This window comes from Flavobacterium pallidum (assembly GCF_003097535.1).
Classification (GTDB): domain Bacteria; phylum Bacteroidota; class Bacteroidia; order Flavobacteriales; family Flavobacteriaceae; genus Flavobacterium; species Flavobacterium pallidum.
In genome coordinates this window covers 2,222,961-2,243,184 of sequence record NZ_CP029187.1, presented here as the reverse complement: position 1 = coordinate 2,243,184, position 20,224 = coordinate 2,222,961, and the positions used below count along the sequence as shown (strand labels likewise).

Here is a 20,224-nt window from a genome sequence, read left to right as displayed (position 1 = left end):
TGATTGTCCGGCTTTTTTTATGGCAACCCCTGCGGGCCGGGCTATCCGCTCTATCTTTTATGGCTCCGCTGCGCTGCGCCATAAAAGGATGCCGCTGCTATCCCTGTTGCAGTCCCCCGTAAAAATGAAGCATCACCTCTACATCAGGTAACAGTAGCACCATAAAAAAGCCGGACATTGGGTCCGGCTTTTTTTTATTTATTTTTAGCTTAAGCTTATTCCTTAATGAACTTCGCCTGGTAGCGCTGCTCTCCTGAGAATGCCTGGAGGATATACACCCCTCTTGCGAATCGTGATACATCCACCTGGTCTGCTCCGGATTGCTCCAGCACTACCCTTCCCGCTGAATCCAGGATGACCACCCGCTCTACTTTGAAATCACCATCCGATTTGATGTTGATCACCGAAGCCGTCGGGTTAGGGAATATCCTGATGTGGTACGCTGAAGCGATATCCTCATTCGATGTGGTATCATCCTTAGCCGTCTCAGGCATCCTCACCGCACAAGGCATCAGTGTCACGTTCGATGCAGCCCTGAGGCTCTCGCAGCCATTGATCGTCTGGGTCACATAATACGTTGCTGCCGTAAGCTGCACCGACGGTGCCAACGGTGTCCCGCCGCTCGACGCAGCATACCACCTCAGTGCTGTACCCGTAGCCGTAAGGTCGCTTACCAGTTTGCCCTGGCAAAGCGATTGGTCCGATACCGCCGGTGGCGCCGTAGCGTTCACCGTCACCGATACCGCACGCCTGGCGCTGGTACAGCCGTCAACGGTCTGGCTCACATAATACGTTCCCGTAGCAAGCTGCGCCGTCGAGGACAATGCCGTGCCGCCCGTTGCCACCGTATACCACAACAGGCTTGTTCCCATAGCGGTAAGGGCAGGCCTCTTCACGTTACAGCTGAATACCTGTGGTGATGGCGCATCAGGCATGGCGATGGTATTGATTGCCACGCTTACCGCAGTACGCTCGCTCTCGCAGCTGCCCGAACCTTGTGATACATAATAAGTCCCGGCGGTAACCTGAGCCGTAGAAGCCAACGCCGTGCCGCCTGTCGGGGTGCTGTACCATTTAAGGCCGGTGCCGTTTGCCGTAAGGTTAGCCACTGTGGATCCAGAGCATAAGGTCTGTGCCGATGCCGATGGTGCCGCAGGGTTCGTGATCGTTACCGATACCGACCTTCTGGTGCTCTCGCAGCCGTTGAGGGTCTGGCTCACATAGTAAGTCCCCGTGACAAGCACTGCTGTTGAGGACAGTGCCGTGCCTGCAGTCGGTACGGTGTACCAAAGCAATGAACTGCCCGTTGCCGTAAGGGCCGGCCTCTTCGTTCCGCAGACGAACGATTGTGGTGATGGGGCATCAGGCATAGGGGCGCCGCCCGTGATCACCTGTACCGCCGTGCGTGTGCTCTCGCACACCATCGAGTTGGTCTGTGAAGCGTAATAGGTCCCGCTGGAAAGCGGTGTGGATGATGCCAAAGGTGTGGTATCCGTATCTGTCGCATACCATTTGACGCCTGTGCCCGTGGCGTAAAGGTTCGCCACCGTGGCCGCCGTACAGAACACCTGTGTGGATGCCGTAGGTGGGGTCGGGTATGTGATCGTTACCTGTACTTCCCGTCTCGCACCCTCGCAGCCGTCAATCGTCTGGCTTACATAATACGATCCGGCAACAAGCTGTGTTGAGGACAGCATGGCCGTGCCGCCCGTGGCGGTCGTGTACCATTTGAGTCCGGTACCCGTAGCGGTAAGGCTCGTCCTCCTTGCACCGCAGTTGTAGGTCTGTGGTGAGGCCGCATCAGGGAGTGCAGGTCCGGAAAGCGTCACATTGATTGGTGTCCTTGGGCTCTCGCAAGTGCCTGTCTTCTGGGATGCGTAATAGGTGCCTGCGGTTAGCGTCGTGGTGGTGGCCAATGCCGTACCGCCCGTAGCCGTGGCATACCACCTGATATCGGTGCCGGTGGCCATAAGGTTCGCTACGGTGCCATTATAGCAATAGGTCTGGTCGTTTGCCGTCGGTGGGGCGATCGTGTTGATGATCACTTCCACTGCCCTTCTCGAGCTTTGGCAGCCGTCGATGGTCTGGGTAACATAATAGGTGCCCGTGGCAAGCAGGTCTGCCGAGGCCATGGCCGTGCCGCCCGTGGCGGTGGTATACCATCTCAGTGTAGTGCCTGTAGCCGAAAGGTTGGTCCTTCTCGCACCGCAAAGGAACGTTTGCGGTGACGGCGCCGATGGCATGGCTACCTGGATCGTAACGCTTACCGAAGTCCTTGGGCTTTCGCAGCCGTTGATGGTTTGTGTGGCATAATAGGTACCCTGTTCAAGGGCCGTATCGGTGCTCAGGGCCGTGCCGCCCGAAGCGGTGCCGTACCATTTGATGTTGGTACCTGCAGCCGTCAGGTTTGCGATGCTGCCGCTGCAGAACGACTGTGAGCTTGCCGTCGGGGCAGGCGTATGGTTTACCGTAAGGTGCAGCGTGGCGGTTTCAGTGCAGCCTGAGCTGTTGGTACCCGTATGGGTATAATCGCCGCTGGCAGTATAAGTAGTCCCATACCATGCATATGATCCGCAGGCTGTTACCGTTTCGGAAATCGTTGTACTGTGGTTGATCGTCAGGTGGAGATTTGCAATATGTGTACAGCCTGAAGCATTGGTGCTGGTATGGGTATAGTCACCGCTTTGAGTGTAGGACTGCCCGTTCCAGGTGTAGGAATCGCAGGCAGTGACCATTTCAGAGGTGGTAGTGTTTGGGTTTACCATAATCACTGCAGCAGTCATTTCACTTTCACAAGCGTGGGCTGTTTGAGAAACATAATAAGTACCGGTCACGAGCAAAGTATTTCCAGATAAAAGCATATGGTTATTGTCATACCATTTTATGTCATTTCCTGTGGCTATTAAGTCGGCAACGGTTGCCCCTGAGCAGAAAGTCTGAGCTGACGTTACAGGTGCGACTGTAATATTGACGGTCACGGTCACTTCCGTTTTTTCACTTTCACAATCATGTGCTGTCTGGGAAACATAATACGTTCCGGTTGAGAGATTATGATTCGCTGCCAAAACGTTATTTTCAGCATCATACCATCTTAAATCAGAACCCGAAGCTATTAAATCTGAAACCAATGCCGCACCGCAGAAGGTTTGGTTTTCAACCACCGGCGCAGGCGTAGTGTTTACCGTAACGGTGATCATGGTTCGGTCGCTTTCGCAGTTATTTTGGGTTTGTGTGGCAAAATAAATACCACTTTGCAATGCATCGGAAGCATTCAAAATATGATTTGACGCATCATACCATTTGATATTATCACCTGCTGCTGCAAGATCTGCTACAATCGCAGCATTACAAAAAACCTGATTTTCAGCAACAGGAGCAGCGGTAACATTAACCGTTACAGCAAATGCAGCTTTCGGGCTTTCACAGCCATGGCCTGTTTGTGATACATAATAAATCCCGGTATGAATAATCTCAGTCAACGCCAGAACATGATTGGCATTGTCAAACCATTGAAGCCCGGTTCCTGTGGCAACCAAATCTGCCACAGTTGCTTCAGAACAGAATGACTGCGCGGCAACTTCTGGCGCGGGGGTATCGTTGATAATAACCGATACCGCAGCTTTTGTGCTTTCGCATCCGTGTGCAGTTTGTGTAACATAATATACGCTTGTATGCAATAATGCGCTTGAATTCAGTACGTTATTCTCAGCGTCATACCATTTGATATTGCTTCCCGTAGCAACGAGATTGGCTACAGTCGCACCTGAACAGAAATATTGCTTGCCGGACTCAGGAGCAGGTGTAAAATGAGCATCAATCGTCGCCGTGAAGGTTGCCGTACAACCCGCCGTGGTTACATTCACATTATAACTGGAAGGCGTAGTTGTTTTCACATAAACAACTTTCAGGCTTTCTCCGGTGTAAGGTATGGTTGCAGATGCATCAGAATACAATCCATTAGCAGGTGACCAGCTGATTATCGGGGTAAAGGTCGTACCTAATCGAAGGTTTGGCCTTAGCGTCATCTCTGCAGTTGATGTGATGGTGCAGATACTCGGCTCATTATCGATTTTCCTGTGCTTATAAAGCTGTGTGGAAATTGACGAAGACTCGACACTTAAATTATTTGCAGCAGTCCCCCCGTTATTATTGTTGTTATAACAGGTTTCAACCAGTAAATTTGAGGTACCGTCCCATATGAGAGGTGTGGATAAGATATAATCGACATTACCAACTGCTGTGGCTGGTACATATGTGGCATCGGTAAAGACGGTATAAGCAGGGCTTTCGATATAACCTGGCAATAGCGATGCGGTTGTAAATCCTGCCTTAACCGTAAAATTACTAAGCTGGATAGGTGTTCCGCTTTGTAGTTTATATCCTATGGAATTGATCGGACTTCCTGCCTGCAATCCGATAGCACCAAGTTCAGCCGCGGTATAAATTGCCTGCGACCTTGCGCCTCCCCAATAACCCTGGTAAGGTGTATAATTGACGTTACTTTGTGTTTCTGTGCCTATTTTAAGTACGATTGTCGTGTTGGCAGCGGTTACCGTGAGCGGCTGGATCATATCGCCGCAAAGGGTAGCCGAATCAGGCGAAAGCGATACTTCATTAACCGTAACGGTAATCATGGCACGTCCCAGACTTTCATTACCGTTTATCGTTTGTGAAGCATAATAAGCACCTGTTGTTAATGGGGTAGATAGCGCCAACGACGTTCCACCTGCGCCGCTTGTAAACCACTTTATGTTCTGGCCGGTTGCCACAAGATCGGCTACTGTTGCGTGTGAACAGAATAATTGATTCAAGGCCGTTGGTGCTGGTACAGGATTAACCAACACTGCATAGTTTGGCGCACTGAATTTGCTGCCGCTGGCATTCTTTACGATAAAATCCAGTCGCCCGATATAAGGCTGATTCGAAAAATAGCTGCTTACAGGGTTTAATGTAATCGAATATGTCCCATTTGGATTAAGGGTCAAAGTACTCGCCGGCAGCGGGGCATCGAATGCGCCGTTATTTGGCGAAGGCTGGAAGTTGCCCTGAGCCATATCTGAAGAATAAGCCCATACATATAAGTTTCCGGACCCTGCCCAATAAGCAGGTGTCGCCAGGCCGAATGTAAAGGTTACCGAATCGGATTGATTAAATGAAGTCGTACTTCCTGTCGTATTATTCACAAAGGTGCCCATAACTTCCCTGCCTTCTTCAGTCGTAAACGGAGCGACGGCAATCCAATCACTGTAAGCATAAGTATCGCAATAAGTACGTACCCAGAGATAATATGTAGTTGAAGGTGTTAGCCCCGTTATTGTGTATGGATTTTGGAAAGCCAAACCTGAATATTGGGTTGATGTATCAGGCGCAACGCCAGTAGTATTGTAATAATACTGTGCGATACTCGGACCTTGAAAAGAAAGTTCCGCGGTGCTTGAAAATACATTGGCCACACTCACGCCAGTCGGTGGCATACAGCTCAGCGTTGTAGCCGATCCAGCAGAAATCCACGCGCCTTTTGAAACGTTTCCGCAGTTCGAACGCATCCACACATAATACGTCGTGTCAGGCAGCAGGTCGAATATATAACCCTCATCGACTGAACTCATGTAAAAAATGCCCGATTTCGGCGTTGATGCAGTGGGTTCTGTAGCTGCAGTGCTGACATAATAATCATATCCTTCAGGAACAACGGCCGGCCTTACGAATTGCACTACAAGAAATCCTTCATAAACGGACCGGATAGAAACATCCGTCGGTGGGTTACAGCTTAAAGACGTAAAACTTCCTGCCGATACCCAACTGCCATATACCGATCCACCACATCTTGAGCGCATCCATACATAATAAGTACTGTCCGGAAGCAGGTCCAAAGCTGCAATAGTACCACCCGAACTGATGCTGCCAGATGGTGATGTTCCCGCTACTGGAGCCACATTAGTAGTACTGTAGTAATACTCATATCCAAATTCCGGCAATGAAGCAGGCGCCGTCCATGATAGTGTAGCACTGCCAGCCGTTATATTACTGACATTAATATTTGCAGGTGCGTTACAACCTGTAGTCGTAAATGCTGTTCCTGGAATCCAGTTGCCGACTGAAGTGGCTGAACATCTGGAACGTACCCAATAATTATATGTCGTCGTAACGGAAAGGTTATTTAATGCTACTGATGTAAGTGTTGCATTTACAGATCCCGTGGGTGATGTATTTGCAGTTGGCGCGGTTGTCGACGTGCTTACATAATATTGATAATCGAGTCCCGGAGCGACAACCGGAGCCGTCCACGATAGGGTTGCGCTTGTAGCATATACATTTCCTGCCGCCAGGTTTGAAGGATCATTGTTGCAGGGATCGGCGCAGGTAATGTACTTGATTCTGCTCGTCTGCAATGTCCCGCAACCCGATCCGGTATGGAAAAAATATTTTATCGTTCCCGCTACTGCATTCGAAGTCCAGACTACCGGTGAAACTCCTGTAGCGTAAATCGTCAACCCGTCTGTACTCGCGATGGTAATATAATCAGTCGCGACAGAGCTTTTAAAAGTATAGACTTTATTGGCCAGCACGTTTACCAGCGTATATTCTCCAGCCCATGCGTTGGTGACAATCGTTTCCTGGCTACCGCTGCAGGTCGGCGTATAATTCGTTGATGGATACTGGGTTCCGTTCAGGCAAGGTGGGTTTTCTGTCGGCACAAAACTGCCACCGGAAACCCAGCTTCCTTTTATTGTTGACGTACATTTGGTACGTACCCAGTAATAATAACGTACGCCAGTCGTTAATCCGGTTAGGGTTTTGGTTAACACCCCTGCCCCCACTCCTCCAAGACCGGATGGATTGGCACCCGGAGTTGCATTCACATCTGAATAAAAATATTCGTATCCCAACGGTGGCGCAGGCGAAGGAGCCGTCCATGAAATGGTGGCCGAATTTGATGCGATATTATTTGCCGTTAATGCTGTAACAGGCGTGGTACAGGATACGTCATTACAGGTAATATACCTCGTCCTGCTTGTCTGTTGTGTTCCACAAGATGCGTTCGTATTCAATACATAACGGATGGTTCCCGATGTTGCACAAAACCAGGTTAGCGGTACTGACCCACTGATATAAATGGTTGAGCCGGCAGCATTGGTGATGGTAACATAATCAGTCGTTACGGAACTATTGAAAGTGTAAGACCTGTTGGCTACTACATTCACATTGCTGTATTCTCCTGCCCAGGCATCTGCAGTGATTGTTTCCTGGCTTCCCGTACATGCCGGAGTAAATGTGGCTGTAGGATACAACCCTTCTGCAGCTGTTGCACAGCCTGTACAATTTATTGTTGTCGGCACATGGTATTCCGTGGTGTTGCCCAGTCCAAGCTGTGACATTTGGTTTGCACCCCATGCAAACATGGAGCCGTCAGTTTTGATCCCAAATGTATAAGTAAGTCCGGTCCCCATGGATGCCCAGTTATTGGTGGTGCCTACCTGTACCGGAGACAGTTTATTTACAGTCGTATTATCACCAAGCTGTCCTTTGGTATTATCGCCCCATGCCCAGAGCGTGCCATCTGTCTTTATCCCAAAACTAGAACCCCATGCGGCATAAACCGATGTCCATGTGGCAGTGCCGACCTGTACAGGGGTGTAACTTACCGTTGCAGTGCTGCCGATACCTAGTTCGCCGTAATTATTATCGCCCCATCCCCATAACGTACCATCTGTTTTGATGGCAAGTATGGTTCCCATGGTACGTGAAATGCTTTGCCAGTCTGTTGCGGTGCCGATCTGTACAGGAATATTGGAATTTGTAGTGGTGCCATTTCCATAATAGCCTGCATTGTCGCCACATGCCCAAATCGTACCGTCGGTCTTCAATGCAAACGTATTGCTTCCTCCCAAAGCGGCCATCTTCCAGTTTGTGGCCGTTCCCACCTGGACGGGGCTCAGACGGTTTGTATTGGTACCGTCACCCAGCTGGCCGTAAATATTCCTTCCCCAAGCCCACATAGTGCCGTCTGTCTTGATAGCTACAGTGTGGTTGAGGCCGGCATATACGTATTTCCAGTTTGTGGCAGTGCCCACCTGTACCGGGCTGTTTTGCTGCACCGTGTTTCCAATCCCCAACTCCCCCTGGCCGTTTCCACCCCAGGCCCATAAGGTGCCATTGGTCTGGATTGCCATCGCGTAGGCTGAAGAGGTACTTTCAGTACCCATGCTGACCATTTTCCAGGTGGCAGACCCTACTTTTACAGGTGTCGTCACATTGGTTGTGTTCCCTAAGCCCAGTTGCCCGAAGCCATTCCACCCCCAGGTCCAGAGTGTTCCATCCGGTTTTATAGCTGCGCTGCTTTCATATCCTGCAGTAACGCTTTGCCAGCATTGGCTGTACGATGTGGAAATAAAAAGTAATGTAAATAATAAAAATGAAGTAATTTTTGTCCTCATAAACATGAATTTATAGTCTAGTTTTTGGCTTTTTTAGTCATAAGAAAGCTTCCAAAAATAGTTTTATTTTTTAATAATCAACTGTATAGCTTTAAGAAACTATTAACAGCTATTGTATGACAACCGTTGAGCGTAATTTTTAGCATTTCATCGGAATAGCTCCCCCAATGTGGTCTTAACAGCTTCCAAATTTATTATTTAAGTCTGGCCACTATTCTTAAAAATGATAAGTGCGTATAATTATTTATCAAATGCAGTCAAAAAGCCTGTAAGTGACCCAGCAAATTTACTGTTCACTGGATAATTGCTTAATCAACCTGATTTCGTATCTTTGGTACAGTATAATTTACAGCTTATGAAAAAGTTATTCTTATTGTTAGTCATAATAGTGTCCCCCGCCGGATTTGCACAATCCACTTTTGATAAATGGCCGGCCATGAAGGAATTCCACGAAATCATTTCACAAACCTTCCACCCTTCCGAAGAAGGCAATCTTGAACCGATAAAATCACGCTCACTGGAACTGGCACAAAAAGCAGAAAGGCTTAACATGGGCGAAAAACCTAAGGAATTCAGCACAAAAGAAATCCTCGTAGCAACTGAAAAACTGCAGATCAAAAGCTGGGCGTTGCACAAAAAAATCAAGATTGGCAGCAGCGACAAAGAAATCACTATCCTGCTCAGCGAAATCCATGATATATTCCATGAAATCGCAGGACTTTGCGCCAACGAAAAATAATTACATAAGCCTGCCTGTCAGGCTTTTTTTATGCCTAATCCAAAAAAATATGCTTAAGATCAACCGCATCCACCACATTGCCATTCTCTGTTCAGACTATGAAGTGTCGAAATATTTTTATACGAAAGTACTCGGACTGGAGATCATCAGGGAAACTTATCGTGCCGAACGCGATTCGCATAAACTCGATTTATGCATGAACGGCGATTATTGCATCGAACTGTTTTCATTCCCGTCGCCGCCCGTAAGGATTACGAGGCCCGAAGCCACGGGACTGCGCCACCTCGCATTTGAAGTTGACAATGTACTCGATGCTGTAAAATATTTTTCATCCCTTAATGTTGCGTCAGAACCCTTACGCACTGATGAACTTACAGGAAAAAAATTCACCTTTATTGCAGATCCGGACAAATTACCGATCGAATTTTATGAGAAGTAAAAAAGAAATTTTACAACATTATAAAAAATTCACATAAACGATTTTTATTGTACTTTTGACAACTTTGGATGACAATTCAAAATCCATTAAAAATGAAAAAGCATATTACGATTGCAGCTGCATCCATCTTTTCACTCATGCTATTGGGTTCCTGTAAAAATGAGTCAAAAGACATTGAAGATGCCAAAGATGATGTCATCGAGGCAAGGCAGGATGAGCAGATTGCAAAAGAACAGGCTGATGCAGCACAAACCGATTCTGTTTCTGATTATGCCAGACTCAAAGCAGAAACCAACAAGTTAATTGCCGACAATAAAACGCGCATTGCAGAGTTTAAAGTAAAACTGAAAACCGAATCAGCCGCAAACCAGGCTAAATTCGAGAAGCAGATTGACAAGCTCGAAGCCAAAAACGAGGAATTGCAGAAAGACCTCGATAACTGGGCGAACAAAGGAAAAGAGCGCTGGGATGCCTTCAAGGAACGCGTCCAAAAAAGTGTCGATGACGTCAATAAAGACATTGACGATTACAAAAAAGAACACAATTATTAAATTAGCACTTTAATATCACCTGAATCATTGATTCTATCAAAGGGCGTCCTCACGGATGCCTTTTTTTATTCAGCATTCGCGGATTAATGTATTGATACAGTTGAGACAGATTTAAAAACTTTAACAACTGCTGTGGATTTTCCGTAATAAATAATCATTTATATTTCTTAGGGAAAACACCATCCCCTTCCCTGAAGGTAAAATACAATTTTCCCGAAACATGAGCTTACGTAAAACGCGCAGCAAATATTAAACATTCATTAGCCATTTCATTTCATTGATGACTGTTAACAGGTTAAAGTACTGCCAAAAAAATAGGCATTCGCTATGGCAATGGTTATTTTTGCAACTCATTCCGCGATTCACAATGAAGCATACTTCTAAATTACATTTCACAATACTGTTACTTACTGCAGCGGCAATAATCGGGCTGCTTTCCACATTGCTGGCATTGGTGCTTAAGAACATAACCTTTGTTTACGAGGTTTCTTTTTTCCTGAAAGCGAAGGAATACCCAATATTATTTTTCCTGTTTCCGTTTGTGGCACTTTCAGTCATTCACTGGCTGCGTGAAAAGGTCTTTATGAAAAAGGAAAACAAGGGCATTACCGAAATATTTGAAACGGTCAGCAACAAACGCAACAGTCTTCCAGCCTATAAGATCCCTTCGCATTTCATCAACGGGTTCCTTACTGTGATTTTCGGCGGATCAACCGGAATTGAAGTATCTACGGTGGTTGCTACAGCCACTGTCGGCTCGATGGCACGGAAAAAAGAAAGCCGTTTCCGCAAATACAAAACCACCTTAATTAACTGCGGAATTGCTGCCGGGATTACTGCCTTATTCGGAAACCCGCTCGCAGGTTTCTTTTTCTGTTATGAAATCATTTCCAAAAAATGGAACCTGTTGAAACTTTCCGCGGTTTTGGTCGCCCTGACAGTCGCCACTTTACTGATCAACCTGGTCCATGACGGACCGCTTTTTAACATTCATCTGACTGGCTGGCATTTGCATGCGTTGCCCTGGTTCCTGTTATTGGGCGTAATCGCAGCCTGCCTTTCAGTATATCTTACGCGCTGCGTATTGTTTTTCAAAGCCACCTATTCCCGATTGAATTCCTATTATTCGAAAATCGTCATTAGCTCGGTGATATTAGGATCTCTGCTGTTTGTGCTCCCACAATTGTATGGTGAAGGTTACCACGCCATTACCGAAAATATGAAGCACGCGCAAACACTGGTATTGACACCCGGATTGTTTATGCTTTTCGCGGCGATTGTGCTGTTGAAACCCATTGCGACATCTGCAACCCTTGCCTCCGGTGGCGATGGGGGCGTGTTTGCACCAAGCCTTTTCATGGGCGCGTTCCTCGGGCTTTTGATAGCATTGCTGCACAATACGTTTTTCAGCGCACAGGTCATCCCGCTGAATTTCATGATTCTTGGCATGGGTGCGATGCTCAGCGCAAGCATCCATGCGCCTTTAACCGCGGTATTCCTTACCTGCGGGCTGATTGGCGATTATACATTGCTCGTTCCGGCACTGCTGATTTGTTTTGTGGCAAAATTTACGGCAAAATCACTCTATCCCTTTACGGTTTACACGTACCAGAAAGCATAATTTGTTATCTTGCTGACCTAAACAATAATGTATGCTACGCAAAGTCCTCCCCGTATTGGCCTTATGTGCCTTTATGTCTTCTTGTAAGAAAGACCGCCATTATGAGAAAATTGAAAATACCAGATGGCTCATCGGACGTTGGGAAAACGACTCCAGGGCAGGCAAACTTGTTGAAGAATGGATGGCATTTAACGACAGTATGCTGATCGGGCATGCTTATTTTATTATCGGTCAGGACACGGTTTTCTCTGAGGACCTACAGCTAAAGCAACACGAGGATTCGCTTTCCTATCTTGCCAAAGTTAATGGGCAGAATAATAATAAAATAGTAGCATTCAGGATGACTTCGTTCAGGGCAAACCAGATGGTTTTTGAGAATCCGCAGCACGATTTCCCGCAAAAGATTGTCTACTCACACAAAGCAGACAGCCTTATCGCCGAAATCTCAGGAGTTGAAAAAGGACAGCCAAAGACGGAAATTTTCAGTATGAAACGGAAGAATTAGAAAATTGGGAAATGAGATAGTGTGGTAATTAGCGAGTGGATTTGACACTGTAACAATTATGAAACATGCGGAATAAAAATCCCCGCCAAAAAAAGCAGGGATTCCATTCATTTTCTAATTATCTCATTTTCTGATCCGCTAATTAAAGCATTCGCTGATACTTTAATTCCTTACCGGAATATTCTCCAATATTTCCAAAACAAACTTCCAGTATTTCTGTGCCGATTTAATGCTTGCCCTTTCATCAGGGGAATGTGCTCCGTGAATCGTAGGCCCGAAGGAAATCATATCCATATCCGGATAATTTGTGCCTAATATACCACATTCCAGTCCGGCATGGCAGGCAACGACTTTAGGTTTTTCACCGTTTTGCTTTTCGTAAATATTTACCAAAACCTCCAGGATTTCCGAATTTACATTTGGTGTCCATCCCGGATAGGAACCGCCGAATGTGACTTCGCACCCACACAATTCAAACGCAGAGCGTAGTGCATTCGCCAGATCGAATTTTGAACTTTCCACTGAAGAACGGGTCAGACATTGTACCACCAGTTCGCCATTCTTCACTGTAATCTTTGCCACATTATTTGAAGTTTCCACCAAATCCTCCATATCGGCGCTCATGCGATACACACCGTTATGCGCTGCATATACGGCACGCAGGAAACCTTCCTGTGCAGGTACCTGCATCACTTTAGATGGCAAATCGGCTTTTTCAATCAGGATTTCCAACTTTGGCTCGGTAGTACTGAACTCTTTTTTAATATCACCTATCACTTCCTGCATGTCGAATACAAAAGCTTCGTCATACATGCCTGCGATAATCACTTTGGCAACACTTTCACGAGGAATGGCATTGCGCAGACTTCCGCCGTTGATCTCAACAATCTGCAACCCGAAGTTCTCAAAACCGCCAAACAACAACCGGTTCATAATTTTATTGGCATTGCCCAAACCTTTATGGATATCCATTCCGGAGTGTCCACCGTTAAGCCCTTTCACAGTAATCGTGTAGCCTACGGAACCCTCAGGCGTATCTTCTTCATCATAAACTGCAGAAGCAGTGACATCAACACCTCCGGCACAACCGATATCGATCTCGTCATCTTCTTCGGTATCCAGATTAAGCAGAATATCGCCGGTCAGGATGCCACCTTTAAGGTTTAAAGCACCTGTCATTCCGGTTTCCTCATCTATCGTAAACAAGGCTTCGATAGCAGGATGCGCGATGTCGGTGCTTTCAAGGATCGCCATAATGGTCGCCACGCCGAGGCCGTTGTCTGCGCCAAGTGTCGTCCCTTTCGCACGGACCCAGTCGCCGTCTACATACATATCGATACCCTGCGTATCGAAATCGAAAACCGTATCATTATTTTTTTGATGCACCATATCCAGGTGTCCCTGCATGACAATTGCTTTCCGGTTTTCCATGCCTTTGGTCGCTGGTTTGCGGATGATGACATTGCGGATGTCATCTTCAAAAGTCTCGAGCCCGAGGCTGTTGCCAAAATCCTTCATGAATTCAATGACACGGTCTTCTTTTTTAGAAGGTCGCGGCACAGCATTCAGGTCGGCGAATTTATTCCAAAGTGGCTTAGGGTCGAGGTTGCGTATTTCGTTGCTCATAGTTTGCGGTAAAAGTTAGTTTACAGTAAGTTTTGCCAAAGTTAATGGGTTTTGTGCTGATGGCAAACTACAGGGAAATAATTTACGCCAGAAATGCATATGCTTTCCATCAAACGCCAAATTCCTTATATTTGGAAAGTCACTAATTCTTTTCTTATGAAAATTAAAATTATCGCATTTTCGATTGTCACCCTCGCCGTATTGAGCAGCTCGAAAATGATACCGCCGCAGCAAGGCATATCACAGCAACTCATCGGAACCTGGAAATGGAACGCTTTTATCAACACCAAAATTGGGCAAACATTGTCGATTGAGGTATTCAGCCAGATGGCGGTAAAAGAAATGAAGACCGAATTCAGGAGCGACAATACTTATACTGAAAGCAAATTAAAAAAAGGAAGTACCGAATTCACTACCCTTGAAGGTACATGGAAAGTGGAAAACGAAGCCACACTGAGCATGAAGGAAAAAGGCGACTGGCGGGCGGCTAAAATCGTGAAATTTGCAAATGATTCGCTGGTACTCGAGATCGCTCCGCAGGTCAACCTCCTGATGGTCAGGGAAAATAAAATACCCGGGCTTTTAAATGTAAAACCGACAAATGAAAAACACTGACAACCAAAGAGTATACAAAATGTCGTTCGCCGGCGTTTATCCTCACTATATCAATAAGGCTGAAAAAAAAGGACGCACGAAAGAAGAAGTCGACACTGTCATCTGCTGGCTGACTGGCTACAGCCCGGAGGCGTTGCAACAGCAGATTGATGATAAGACCAATTTTGAAGATTTTTTCAAGCAGGCACCGCAACTGCATCCGAATGCGCCAAAAATCACAGGTGTTATTTGTGGCTACCGCATTGAAGAGATTGAAGATCCGCTGATGAAGAAAATCCGTTATATGGATAAATTGATCGATGAGTTGGCCAAAGGAAAGGCAATGGAGAAGATTTTGCGGAGCTAACTTCTATGAACTGAAAAATCTACAAACCGATTTTGAAAAAAAAACACCTCCTCCCTGCCCTACTGTTCGTACAAATACTTATCATAAAAATTTTAGGGTATTTTCCTGACACTGTGGAATACCTTTACAGCAACGGTTTGTACCAACCCATTTCGAAAGCCATGCGGGTTTTATTCGGATGGATCCCGTTTTCCATCGGTGACATTTTGTATTCGGTGGTATTCTTTTTCATATTCCGGTGGATTTTTCTGAAAAGGAAAACCTGGAAAATACACTGGAAAGCGAATGTACTTCATATCACAGGCTTCATTTCTGTCTTATATTTCGTATTCCATTTGCTCTGGGCATTCAATTATTACAGGATCCCACTAAACGAAACTTTAGGCATCCGCAAAGATTATACGCAAACCGAACTGCGCGAATTTACACTGAAACTTATTGAAAAGACCAATGCCATCCAGTTTAAAATCACCAAAGACCAAAATGCAAAAGTCGTTTTCCCGCAGTCGCGCGAAACCATTTACGGTAAGGTTTTGAATGGATACAGCCACCTTTCGAAACAATATCCGCAATTCGATTATATACATTCCAGTATCAAAGGGTCAATTTACAGCCTGCCGCTTACGTATATGGGCTTTTCAGGGTATTTAAATCCGTTTACGGGCGAAGCCCAGGTCAATGACAAGATGCCATTGTATTCATTTCCGGTCACGGTTTGCCACGAAATGGCGCACCAGCTGGGTTATGCTTCGGAAAGTGAGGCGAATTTCATCGGATTCTTATCGGCAAAAAGCAATGACGATCCGTATTTCCAATATGCTGCGTATTCGTTTGCGCTTCGTTATTGCCTGAATACTTTTGAACGGAAAAAAGAAGGCAGCAGCAAGGAATTCCTTCCGCTGATCAATAAAGGAATCCTCGAAAATTACCGCGAGAGCAGGGAATTCTGGCAGCAATATGAAACATTCATCGAATCTGGTTTCAAAATATTCTATGACCGGTTCCTGAAAATGAACCAGCAGAAAGACGGCATGGAAGGCTACAGCCGTTTTGTAGAACTGATGGTGAATTATTACAAAAACAAGCCGCTTTAAGTTCATAAAACCGAAACACATTTGTATTTTTACGCTAATCCGGTTTGCTATGTGTAACAAAACCGCGATTAAACTACTAACGCCCAATATGACTGAAAGTTTAGAGAAATCTTTTGTGCAGCAACTGCAGACCAACCAGAATATCATCCACAAGATTTGTAGGCTGTATACTTCGGGTGAGGATGCGCATAAGGATTTATTCCAGGAAATCACGATTCAGTTATGGAAGGCCTACCCGAAATTTCGCGGCGAAAGTAAATTTTCAACCTGGGCATACCGCGTGGCATTAAACACCGCCATTACGCTATACCGCAAAAGCACGCGCTCGTTATCGACGGTTGAATATGATAATACCAAACATTTTATCAAGCAGGAAGAGTACAATTATGAAGAGGAAGAACAGCTTAAATTATTGTACCAGGCGGTTTACCAGCTCAACGATATTGAAAAGGCACTGATTTTCATGTACCTTGAAGATAAGGATTACCAGGAAATATCGGAAACACTGGGTATCAGCGAAGTAAACGCAAGGGTTAAAATGAATAGGATTAAGGGAAAACTGAAAAAAATATTAAATCCGTAAGGTAATTATATGAAAGAGTTGGATTTATTAAAGAAAGACTGGCAAAAGGAAGGCCAGCCGTTTAAGCAGGTTTCGGAAGAGCAGATCAATACCATGATCCACAAGAAATCGTCTTCGATCGTGAAGCGGATTCTCATCATCAGCGTAGTCGAATTCCTGTTTTGGATTGCCATTTCGGTATTGCTTACCGATGACAAATACAACGCCAAAGTAGCACGCTATGGCCTGGAAGATTTTATGTTCATTTCGAACATCGTCAACTATGGCGTGTTGCTGTTCTTCATTTATTTTTTCTACAAAAATTACAAAACCATTTCCACCACCGATTCCACACGCCAACTGATGAAAAACATCCTGGCGACAAGGAAAACCGTCAAATATTACATCTGGTACAACCTCGGGATTGTGGCACTCGACATCGTGATGACCTTGATTATGGAATATTACCACGATGAAAAACTGCTCACATTGCGCCAAAACACAGAAAACAGCGGCATGTCGGCTGCACTGCTTTTGGTAGGGCTCGGGATTGTGATCCTTGCCATCGGGATAGTTGCCGTATGGTTATTTTACCGCCTGCTTTACGGCATACTGCTCAAAAAACTGTACAACAATTACAACGAATTAAAGAAAACCGAACAATGATACGCCATTTCCTCAAACTGCTTTGCCTGCTTGCTTTTGTACCTTCCAAGGCGCAGGCCCCGACTGAAAAATCGCTGCTATGGGAAATCAGCGGCAACGGACTGAAAACATCGTATCTGTTCGGCACGATGCATGCCACCTGCGATGCTACTTTAAGCCCGAAAGTAACCGAAGGCCTGGACAATACCCAGCAATTGTACCTCGAGCTCGATATGGACGACACTTCGCTGCAACTGCAAATGATGAAAGGCCTCAATATGGCAGGCGGAAAAAAAATGTCCGACCTTGCCACGCCTGAGGATTATGCGACCGTCGATGCCTTCCTTAAGAAAAATATGGGTATTTCACTTAAAACCATGAATACACTCAAGCCTTTTTTTGTCAGTTCATTGATGATTACCAAATTGCTCGATTGCCCGATGCTGTCTATCGAACAGGAATTGATGAAAAAAGCTACTGAAAGCAATAAAGAAGTTTTAGGACTGGAAACCGTTGACGAGCAGATGTCGGTTTTTGATGCGATTCCTTATGAGGAGCAAATGAAAGAATTGGTAAAGACTGCCAAAGATGATATGGCCAATGATAAAAAGGAATTCCAGGAATTGTATGCCTTATACCAAAAACAGGACCTGAACGGCATGCTCGAAATGTCGAAGGAATCCAAAAATGAAATGACCTCAAAATTCGATGCCGAACTGCTCACAAACCGCAACGCCAACTGGATTCCGCGCATCATTAAGATCGCTACTGAAAAACCGACATTTTTTGGTGTAGGTGCCGCGCATCTTGGCGGTGAAAAGGGTGTGATTGCGCTGTTGCGTAAGAAAGGGTATACTGTGAAAGCGGTCAATTAGGAAGAAAGGATTGTAAGAAAGTTTCGCTTTAGGATTTTAAGAAATCAGTCAATACAAATTACAAGGTTTCCTTCTGAAAGCATTTTCGAGTCTTAATCCTACAATCTCAAAATCTTACAGTCTTAAGATCTTAAAATCCAAAGATATCACCATCCCCGCTGCTTATTCAATTCTTCCTGTAATTCCAATTCCTCCTGCGGAATCACTTTCAGGAACGACGCATGCTGCTCGATGGCATATTCCACTTTTTCAACAATCTGCTCAATCGTGTCGTTTTCATAATCGATCTGAAGCGGTTCCTTGATCTGGAAAGTCTGCAGGATGCCTTTCTTTTTCATCCGCAAGCCCTTTTTATCAAAAGAACGCCTGAAGCCATCAATCACAATCGGGACCACAACAGGTTTATAATCCCGGATAATGTGTGCCGTCCCTTTCCTGACGGGTTTAAACGATTTGGTCGTACCCTGCGGAAACGTAATCACCCAACCGTCTGCCAAAGCAATCCGGATGTTTTCAGTGTCATTCGGGTTTACCTCGCGCTGCACATCCTTTCCTTCGGCACGCCAGGTCCGCTCTACGGTAATGGCGCCGGCATAAGCAAGGATTTTCGGTAATATCCCGGAAGTCATCGTTTCTTTCGCGGCAACATAATATAGGTTTAGTTTTGGATTCCAGAGGTATCCAATATTTTTTATATTGTCCTCCCTTCCGCTCAGGCTGGCGTTGAATACATGGAACATCGCCACAACATCGGCGAAATAAGTCTGGTGGTTGGAAATGAAAAGGACATTCGTATCGGGTAAGGTCTTCAGGATTTCTGAACCGTCGATCTGAAGTTCATTAAAACCCCGGTAACGCCGGTGGGTCATGGCTCCGAGAATGCGGATGAGCCATTTTTTCAGGAATAGAATATGTCCGAAAGGATTTCTTTTAAACAATCCCATAGTAAGCTTTAAAAAAATGAACTGCAAACATACGAAAACTTAACCTTCGAGCGCGCTATTCATTACTTCTTTAAGTTCCCCGAGCATCATCGCGGTGGCACCCCAGACGATTTTCCCTCCAAAATCAAAAACTGGTACATGCACATTGTTCGCATAAGAAGTGGCAATTGATTTTATCATCACATTCGCCTCATCCAAAAGCGATTCGAGCGGCAATTCGATGATTCCGGCCACTTCGCGCGGATCAGGTAAAAATGTCAGCCCACTCCTGCTGATGGCCAGAAACGGAGCCACCAGGAAATTGCTTGGCGGAATATACACTTCGGACATCGGCATCACGACTTCAATGCATTCCAGTGGCACTCCGATTTCTTCATCGGTTTCACGTAAGGCCGTAGCTTGTTTCGAAGTGTCATAAGATTCGACTTTGCCGCCAGGAAACGCAATTTGCGCGGAATGCACGCCTTCATACGAATTCCGGATTATCAGCACCAAATGGGTTTTTAAATCTTTCGGGTAAAACAAAACCAGCACGGCCGCCTTTCTTGGATTAATGGTCTCCCAGTCCAGTTTCTGCATCGCAGCCCTGCGCTCGGGTGGCGACATTTTCGAATGTGCGGATTCTCCCGGAAGCGATTGTTTCTTTATTTTCGGAAGCAGGGAAAGAAAATCGTCAAAGTACATGAAATGCGTTATTTTTGCTCTGATAAATGTAGGGCAGAATTTCCTCATCACCAAAAACCATGTACAGCAAAGAAGAAACACAACGGCTCAAACGCGAATTCTGGATTGAATTTGCAGATAAATATCCGCGCAAATGGATGCTTTATGACACAAAAATCAAGGATTTGTCTTTCAAGTTTTATGCCGACAACAAGAAAGCACAGGTGCTTCTAGAAATCGAGCCGCGCAACGACGACAAGCGCATCCAGTATTTTGAAAAACTCGAATCGCTGAAAAATATCCTGGAAGAGGAATTTATACAGGACCTGGTTTACGAAAAGAATTTTGTATTGGAAACCGGCAAAACCGTAAGCCGTGCCTGGATAGAAAAAACCGGGCTCAGCATGAGCAACCGCAACCATTGGGAAGGTATTTTTGACTTTTTTTACACTTATATGGATGCTTTCGAGCGCTTTTTCCATGAATACTCGGATTATATCCGTGATATTGAGCCTGAAGGATGAAAAATATTTTCCAAAGTCTCAAAATCAAATCCGAAAA

At 45.6% G+C, this 20,224-nt stretch carries 16 protein-coding genes; 12 read left to right on the top strand and 4 right to left on the bottom strand.

The window, feature by feature from the left end:
- Positions 1-215: 215 nt before the first annotated feature.
- A complete protein-coding gene (locus HYN49_RS09115) occupies positions 216-8,438 on the bottom strand; it encodes an RCC1 domain-containing protein (protein WP_181368938.1) in 8,223 nt (2,740 codons plus the stop codon).
- Between the two features lie 355 nt (positions 8,439-8,793).
- On the opposite strand from HYN49_RS09115, the gene HYN49_RS09110 reads away from it, so the two are divergent.
- The 5 genes from HYN49_RS09110 to HYN49_RS09090 all read left to right on the top strand — a co-directional run bounded on the left by HYN49_RS09110 (position 8,794) and on the right by HYN49_RS09090 (position 12,293).
- Entirely contained in the window at positions 8,794-9,177 is a 384-nt protein-coding gene (locus HYN49_RS09110; RefSeq protein ID WP_146185078.1) for a hypothetical protein, read from the top strand.
- Between the two features lie 49 nt (positions 9,178-9,226).
- A complete protein-coding gene (gene gloA2, locus HYN49_RS09105; RefSeq protein ID WP_108903819.1) occupies positions 9,227-9,616 on the top strand; it encodes an SMU1112c/YaeR family gloxylase I-like metalloprotein in 390 nt (129 codons plus the stop codon).
- A gap of 92 nt (positions 9,617-9,708) precedes the next feature.
- The gene (locus HYN49_RS09100; RefSeq protein ID WP_146185077.1) at positions 9,709-10,167 is read left to right on the top strand and encodes a guided entry of tail-anchored proteins factor 1; all 459 of its coding nucleotides are present in this window, start codon (positions 9,709-9,711) and stop codon (positions 10,165-10,167) included.
- A 367-nt stretch (positions 10,168-10,534) separates the two neighbouring features.
- Positions 10,535-11,788, top strand: coding sequence for a chloride channel protein (locus HYN49_RS09095; RefSeq protein WP_108903817.1), 1,254 nt, complete (start codon positions 10,535-10,537; stop codon positions 11,786-11,788).
- Positions 11,789-11,819: 31 nt separating this feature from the next.
- Positions 11,820-12,293, top strand: a complete 474-nt coding sequence (locus tag HYN49_RS09090) for a DUF6265 family protein (RefSeq protein ID WP_146185076.1) — start codon at positions 11,820-11,822, stop codon at positions 12,291-12,293.
- A 162-nt stretch (positions 12,294-12,455) separates the two neighbouring features.
- Here HYN49_RS09090 and HYN49_RS09085 read toward each other — a convergent pair whose 3' ends face one another.
- Positions 12,456-13,919: an aminoacyl-histidine dipeptidase gene (locus tag HYN49_RS09085; protein WP_108903815.1), complete on the bottom strand. Its 1,464-nt coding sequence runs from the start codon at positions 13,917-13,919 to the stop codon at positions 12,456-12,458.
- Positions 13,920-14,075: 156 nt separating this feature from the next.
- On the opposite strand from HYN49_RS09085, the gene HYN49_RS09080 reads away from it, so the two are divergent.
- From HYN49_RS09080 to HYN49_RS09055, 6 genes are all read left to right on the top strand, one after another.
- Positions 14,076-14,534 (top strand): DUF5004 domain-containing protein, encoded by a 459-nt coding sequence (locus tag HYN49_RS09080; RefSeq protein WP_181368937.1) that lies wholly within the window; start codon positions 14,076-14,078, stop codon positions 14,532-14,534.
- Complete coding sequence (locus HYN49_RS09075) at positions 14,521-14,880, top strand: DUF2200 domain-containing protein (RefSeq protein WP_108903813.1); 360 nt, start codon at positions 14,521-14,523, stop codon at positions 14,878-14,880. The genes HYN49_RS09080 and HYN49_RS09075 overlap by 14 nt, the downstream gene beginning before the upstream one ends.
- Before the next feature lie 32 nt (positions 14,881-14,912).
- Positions 14,913-15,974, top strand: a complete 1,062-nt coding sequence (locus HYN49_RS09070) for a DUF3810 domain-containing protein (protein WP_108903812.1) — start codon at positions 14,913-14,915, stop codon at positions 15,972-15,974.
- Between the two features lie 88 nt (positions 15,975-16,062).
- Entirely contained in the window at positions 16,063-16,557 is a 495-nt protein-coding gene (locus HYN49_RS09065) for an RNA polymerase sigma factor (protein WP_108370717.1), read from the top strand.
- A 9-nt stretch (positions 16,558-16,566) separates the two neighbouring features.
- Complete coding sequence (locus tag HYN49_RS09060; protein WP_108903811.1) at positions 16,567-17,202, top strand: hypothetical protein; 636 nt, start codon at positions 16,567-16,569, stop codon at positions 17,200-17,202.
- Positions 17,199-18,056, top strand: a complete 858-nt coding sequence (locus tag HYN49_RS09055; RefSeq protein WP_108903810.1) for a TraB/GumN family protein — start codon at positions 17,199-17,201, stop codon at positions 18,054-18,056. The genes HYN49_RS09060 and HYN49_RS09055 overlap by 4 nt, the downstream gene beginning before the upstream one ends.
- Positions 18,057-18,202: 146 nt before the next feature.
- Here the strand turns inward: HYN49_RS09055 and HYN49_RS09050 are convergent, their stop codons facing one another.
- Together HYN49_RS09050 and HYN49_RS09045 are read right to left on the bottom strand one after the other, a co-directional pair.
- The gene (locus tag HYN49_RS09050; protein ID WP_108903809.1) at positions 18,203-19,000 is read right to left on the bottom strand and encodes a lysophospholipid acyltransferase family protein; all 798 of its coding nucleotides are present in this window, start codon (positions 18,998-19,000) and stop codon (positions 18,203-18,205) included.
- Between the two features lie 39 nt (positions 19,001-19,039).
- On the bottom strand, positions 19,040-19,684 hold the full coding sequence (locus HYN49_RS09045) for an NUDIX hydrolase (RefSeq protein WP_108905014.1): 645 nt from the start codon (positions 19,682-19,684) through the stop codon (positions 19,040-19,042).
- A gap of 59 nt (positions 19,685-19,743) precedes the next feature.
- On the opposite strand from HYN49_RS09045, the gene HYN49_RS09040 reads away from it, so the two are divergent.
- A complete protein-coding gene (locus HYN49_RS09040; RefSeq protein WP_108903808.1) occupies positions 19,744-20,187 on the top strand; it encodes a DUF4268 domain-containing protein in 444 nt (147 codons plus the stop codon).
- Positions 20,188-20,224: the final 37 nt, after the last annotated feature.

Excerpts from the sequence above, each read along its gene's own strand:
- HYN49_RS09115 (WP_181368938.1), bottom strand. The coding sequence starts at position 8,438 with ATGAGGACAAAAATTACTTCATTTTTATTATTTACATTACTTTTTATT.
- HYN49_RS09110 (WP_146185078.1), top strand. The coding sequence starts at position 8,794 with ATGAAAAAGTTATTCTTATTGTTAGTCATAATAGTGTCCCCCGCCGGA.
- gloA2 (WP_108903819.1), top strand. The coding sequence starts at position 9,227 with ATGCTTAAGATCAACCGCATCCACCACATTGCCATTCTCTGTTCAGAC.
- HYN49_RS09100 (WP_146185077.1), top strand. The coding sequence starts at position 9,709 with ATGAAAAAGCATATTACGATTGCAGCTGCATCCATCTTTTCACTCATG.
- HYN49_RS09095 (WP_108903817.1), top strand. The coding sequence starts at position 10,535 with ATGAAGCATACTTCTAAATTACATTTCACAATACTGTTACTTACTGCA.
- HYN49_RS09090 (WP_146185076.1), top strand. The coding sequence starts at position 11,820 with ATGCTACGCAAAGTCCTCCCCGTATTGGCCTTATGTGCCTTTATGTCT.
- HYN49_RS09085 (WP_108903815.1), bottom strand. The coding sequence starts at position 13,919 with ATGAGCAACGAAATACGCAACCTCGACCCTAAGCCACTTTGGAATAAA.
- HYN49_RS09080 (WP_181368937.1), top strand. The coding sequence starts at position 14,076 with ATGAAAATTAAAATTATCGCATTTTCGATTGTCACCCTCGCCGTATTG.
- HYN49_RS09075 (WP_108903813.1), top strand. The coding sequence starts at position 14,521 with ATGAAAAACACTGACAACCAAAGAGTATACAAAATGTCGTTCGCCGGC.
- HYN49_RS09065 (WP_108370717.1), top strand. The coding sequence starts at position 16,063 with ATGACTGAAAGTTTAGAGAAATCTTTTGTGCAGCAACTGCAGACCAAC.
- HYN49_RS09060 (WP_108903811.1), top strand. The coding sequence starts at position 16,567 with ATGAAAGAGTTGGATTTATTAAAGAAAGACTGGCAAAAGGAAGGCCAG.
- HYN49_RS09055 (WP_108903810.1), top strand. The coding sequence starts at position 17,199 with ATGATACGCCATTTCCTCAAACTGCTTTGCCTGCTTGCTTTTGTACCT.
- HYN49_RS09050 (WP_108903809.1), bottom strand. The coding sequence starts at position 19,000 with ATGGGATTGTTTAAAAGAAATCCTTTCGGACATATTCTATTCCTGAAA.
- HYN49_RS09045 (WP_108905014.1), bottom strand. The coding sequence starts at position 19,684 with ATGTACTTTGACGATTTTCTTTCCCTGCTTCCGAAAATAAAGAAACAA.
- HYN49_RS09040 (WP_108903808.1), top strand. The coding sequence starts at position 19,744 with ATGTACAGCAAAGAAGAAACACAACGGCTCAAACGCGAATTCTGGATT.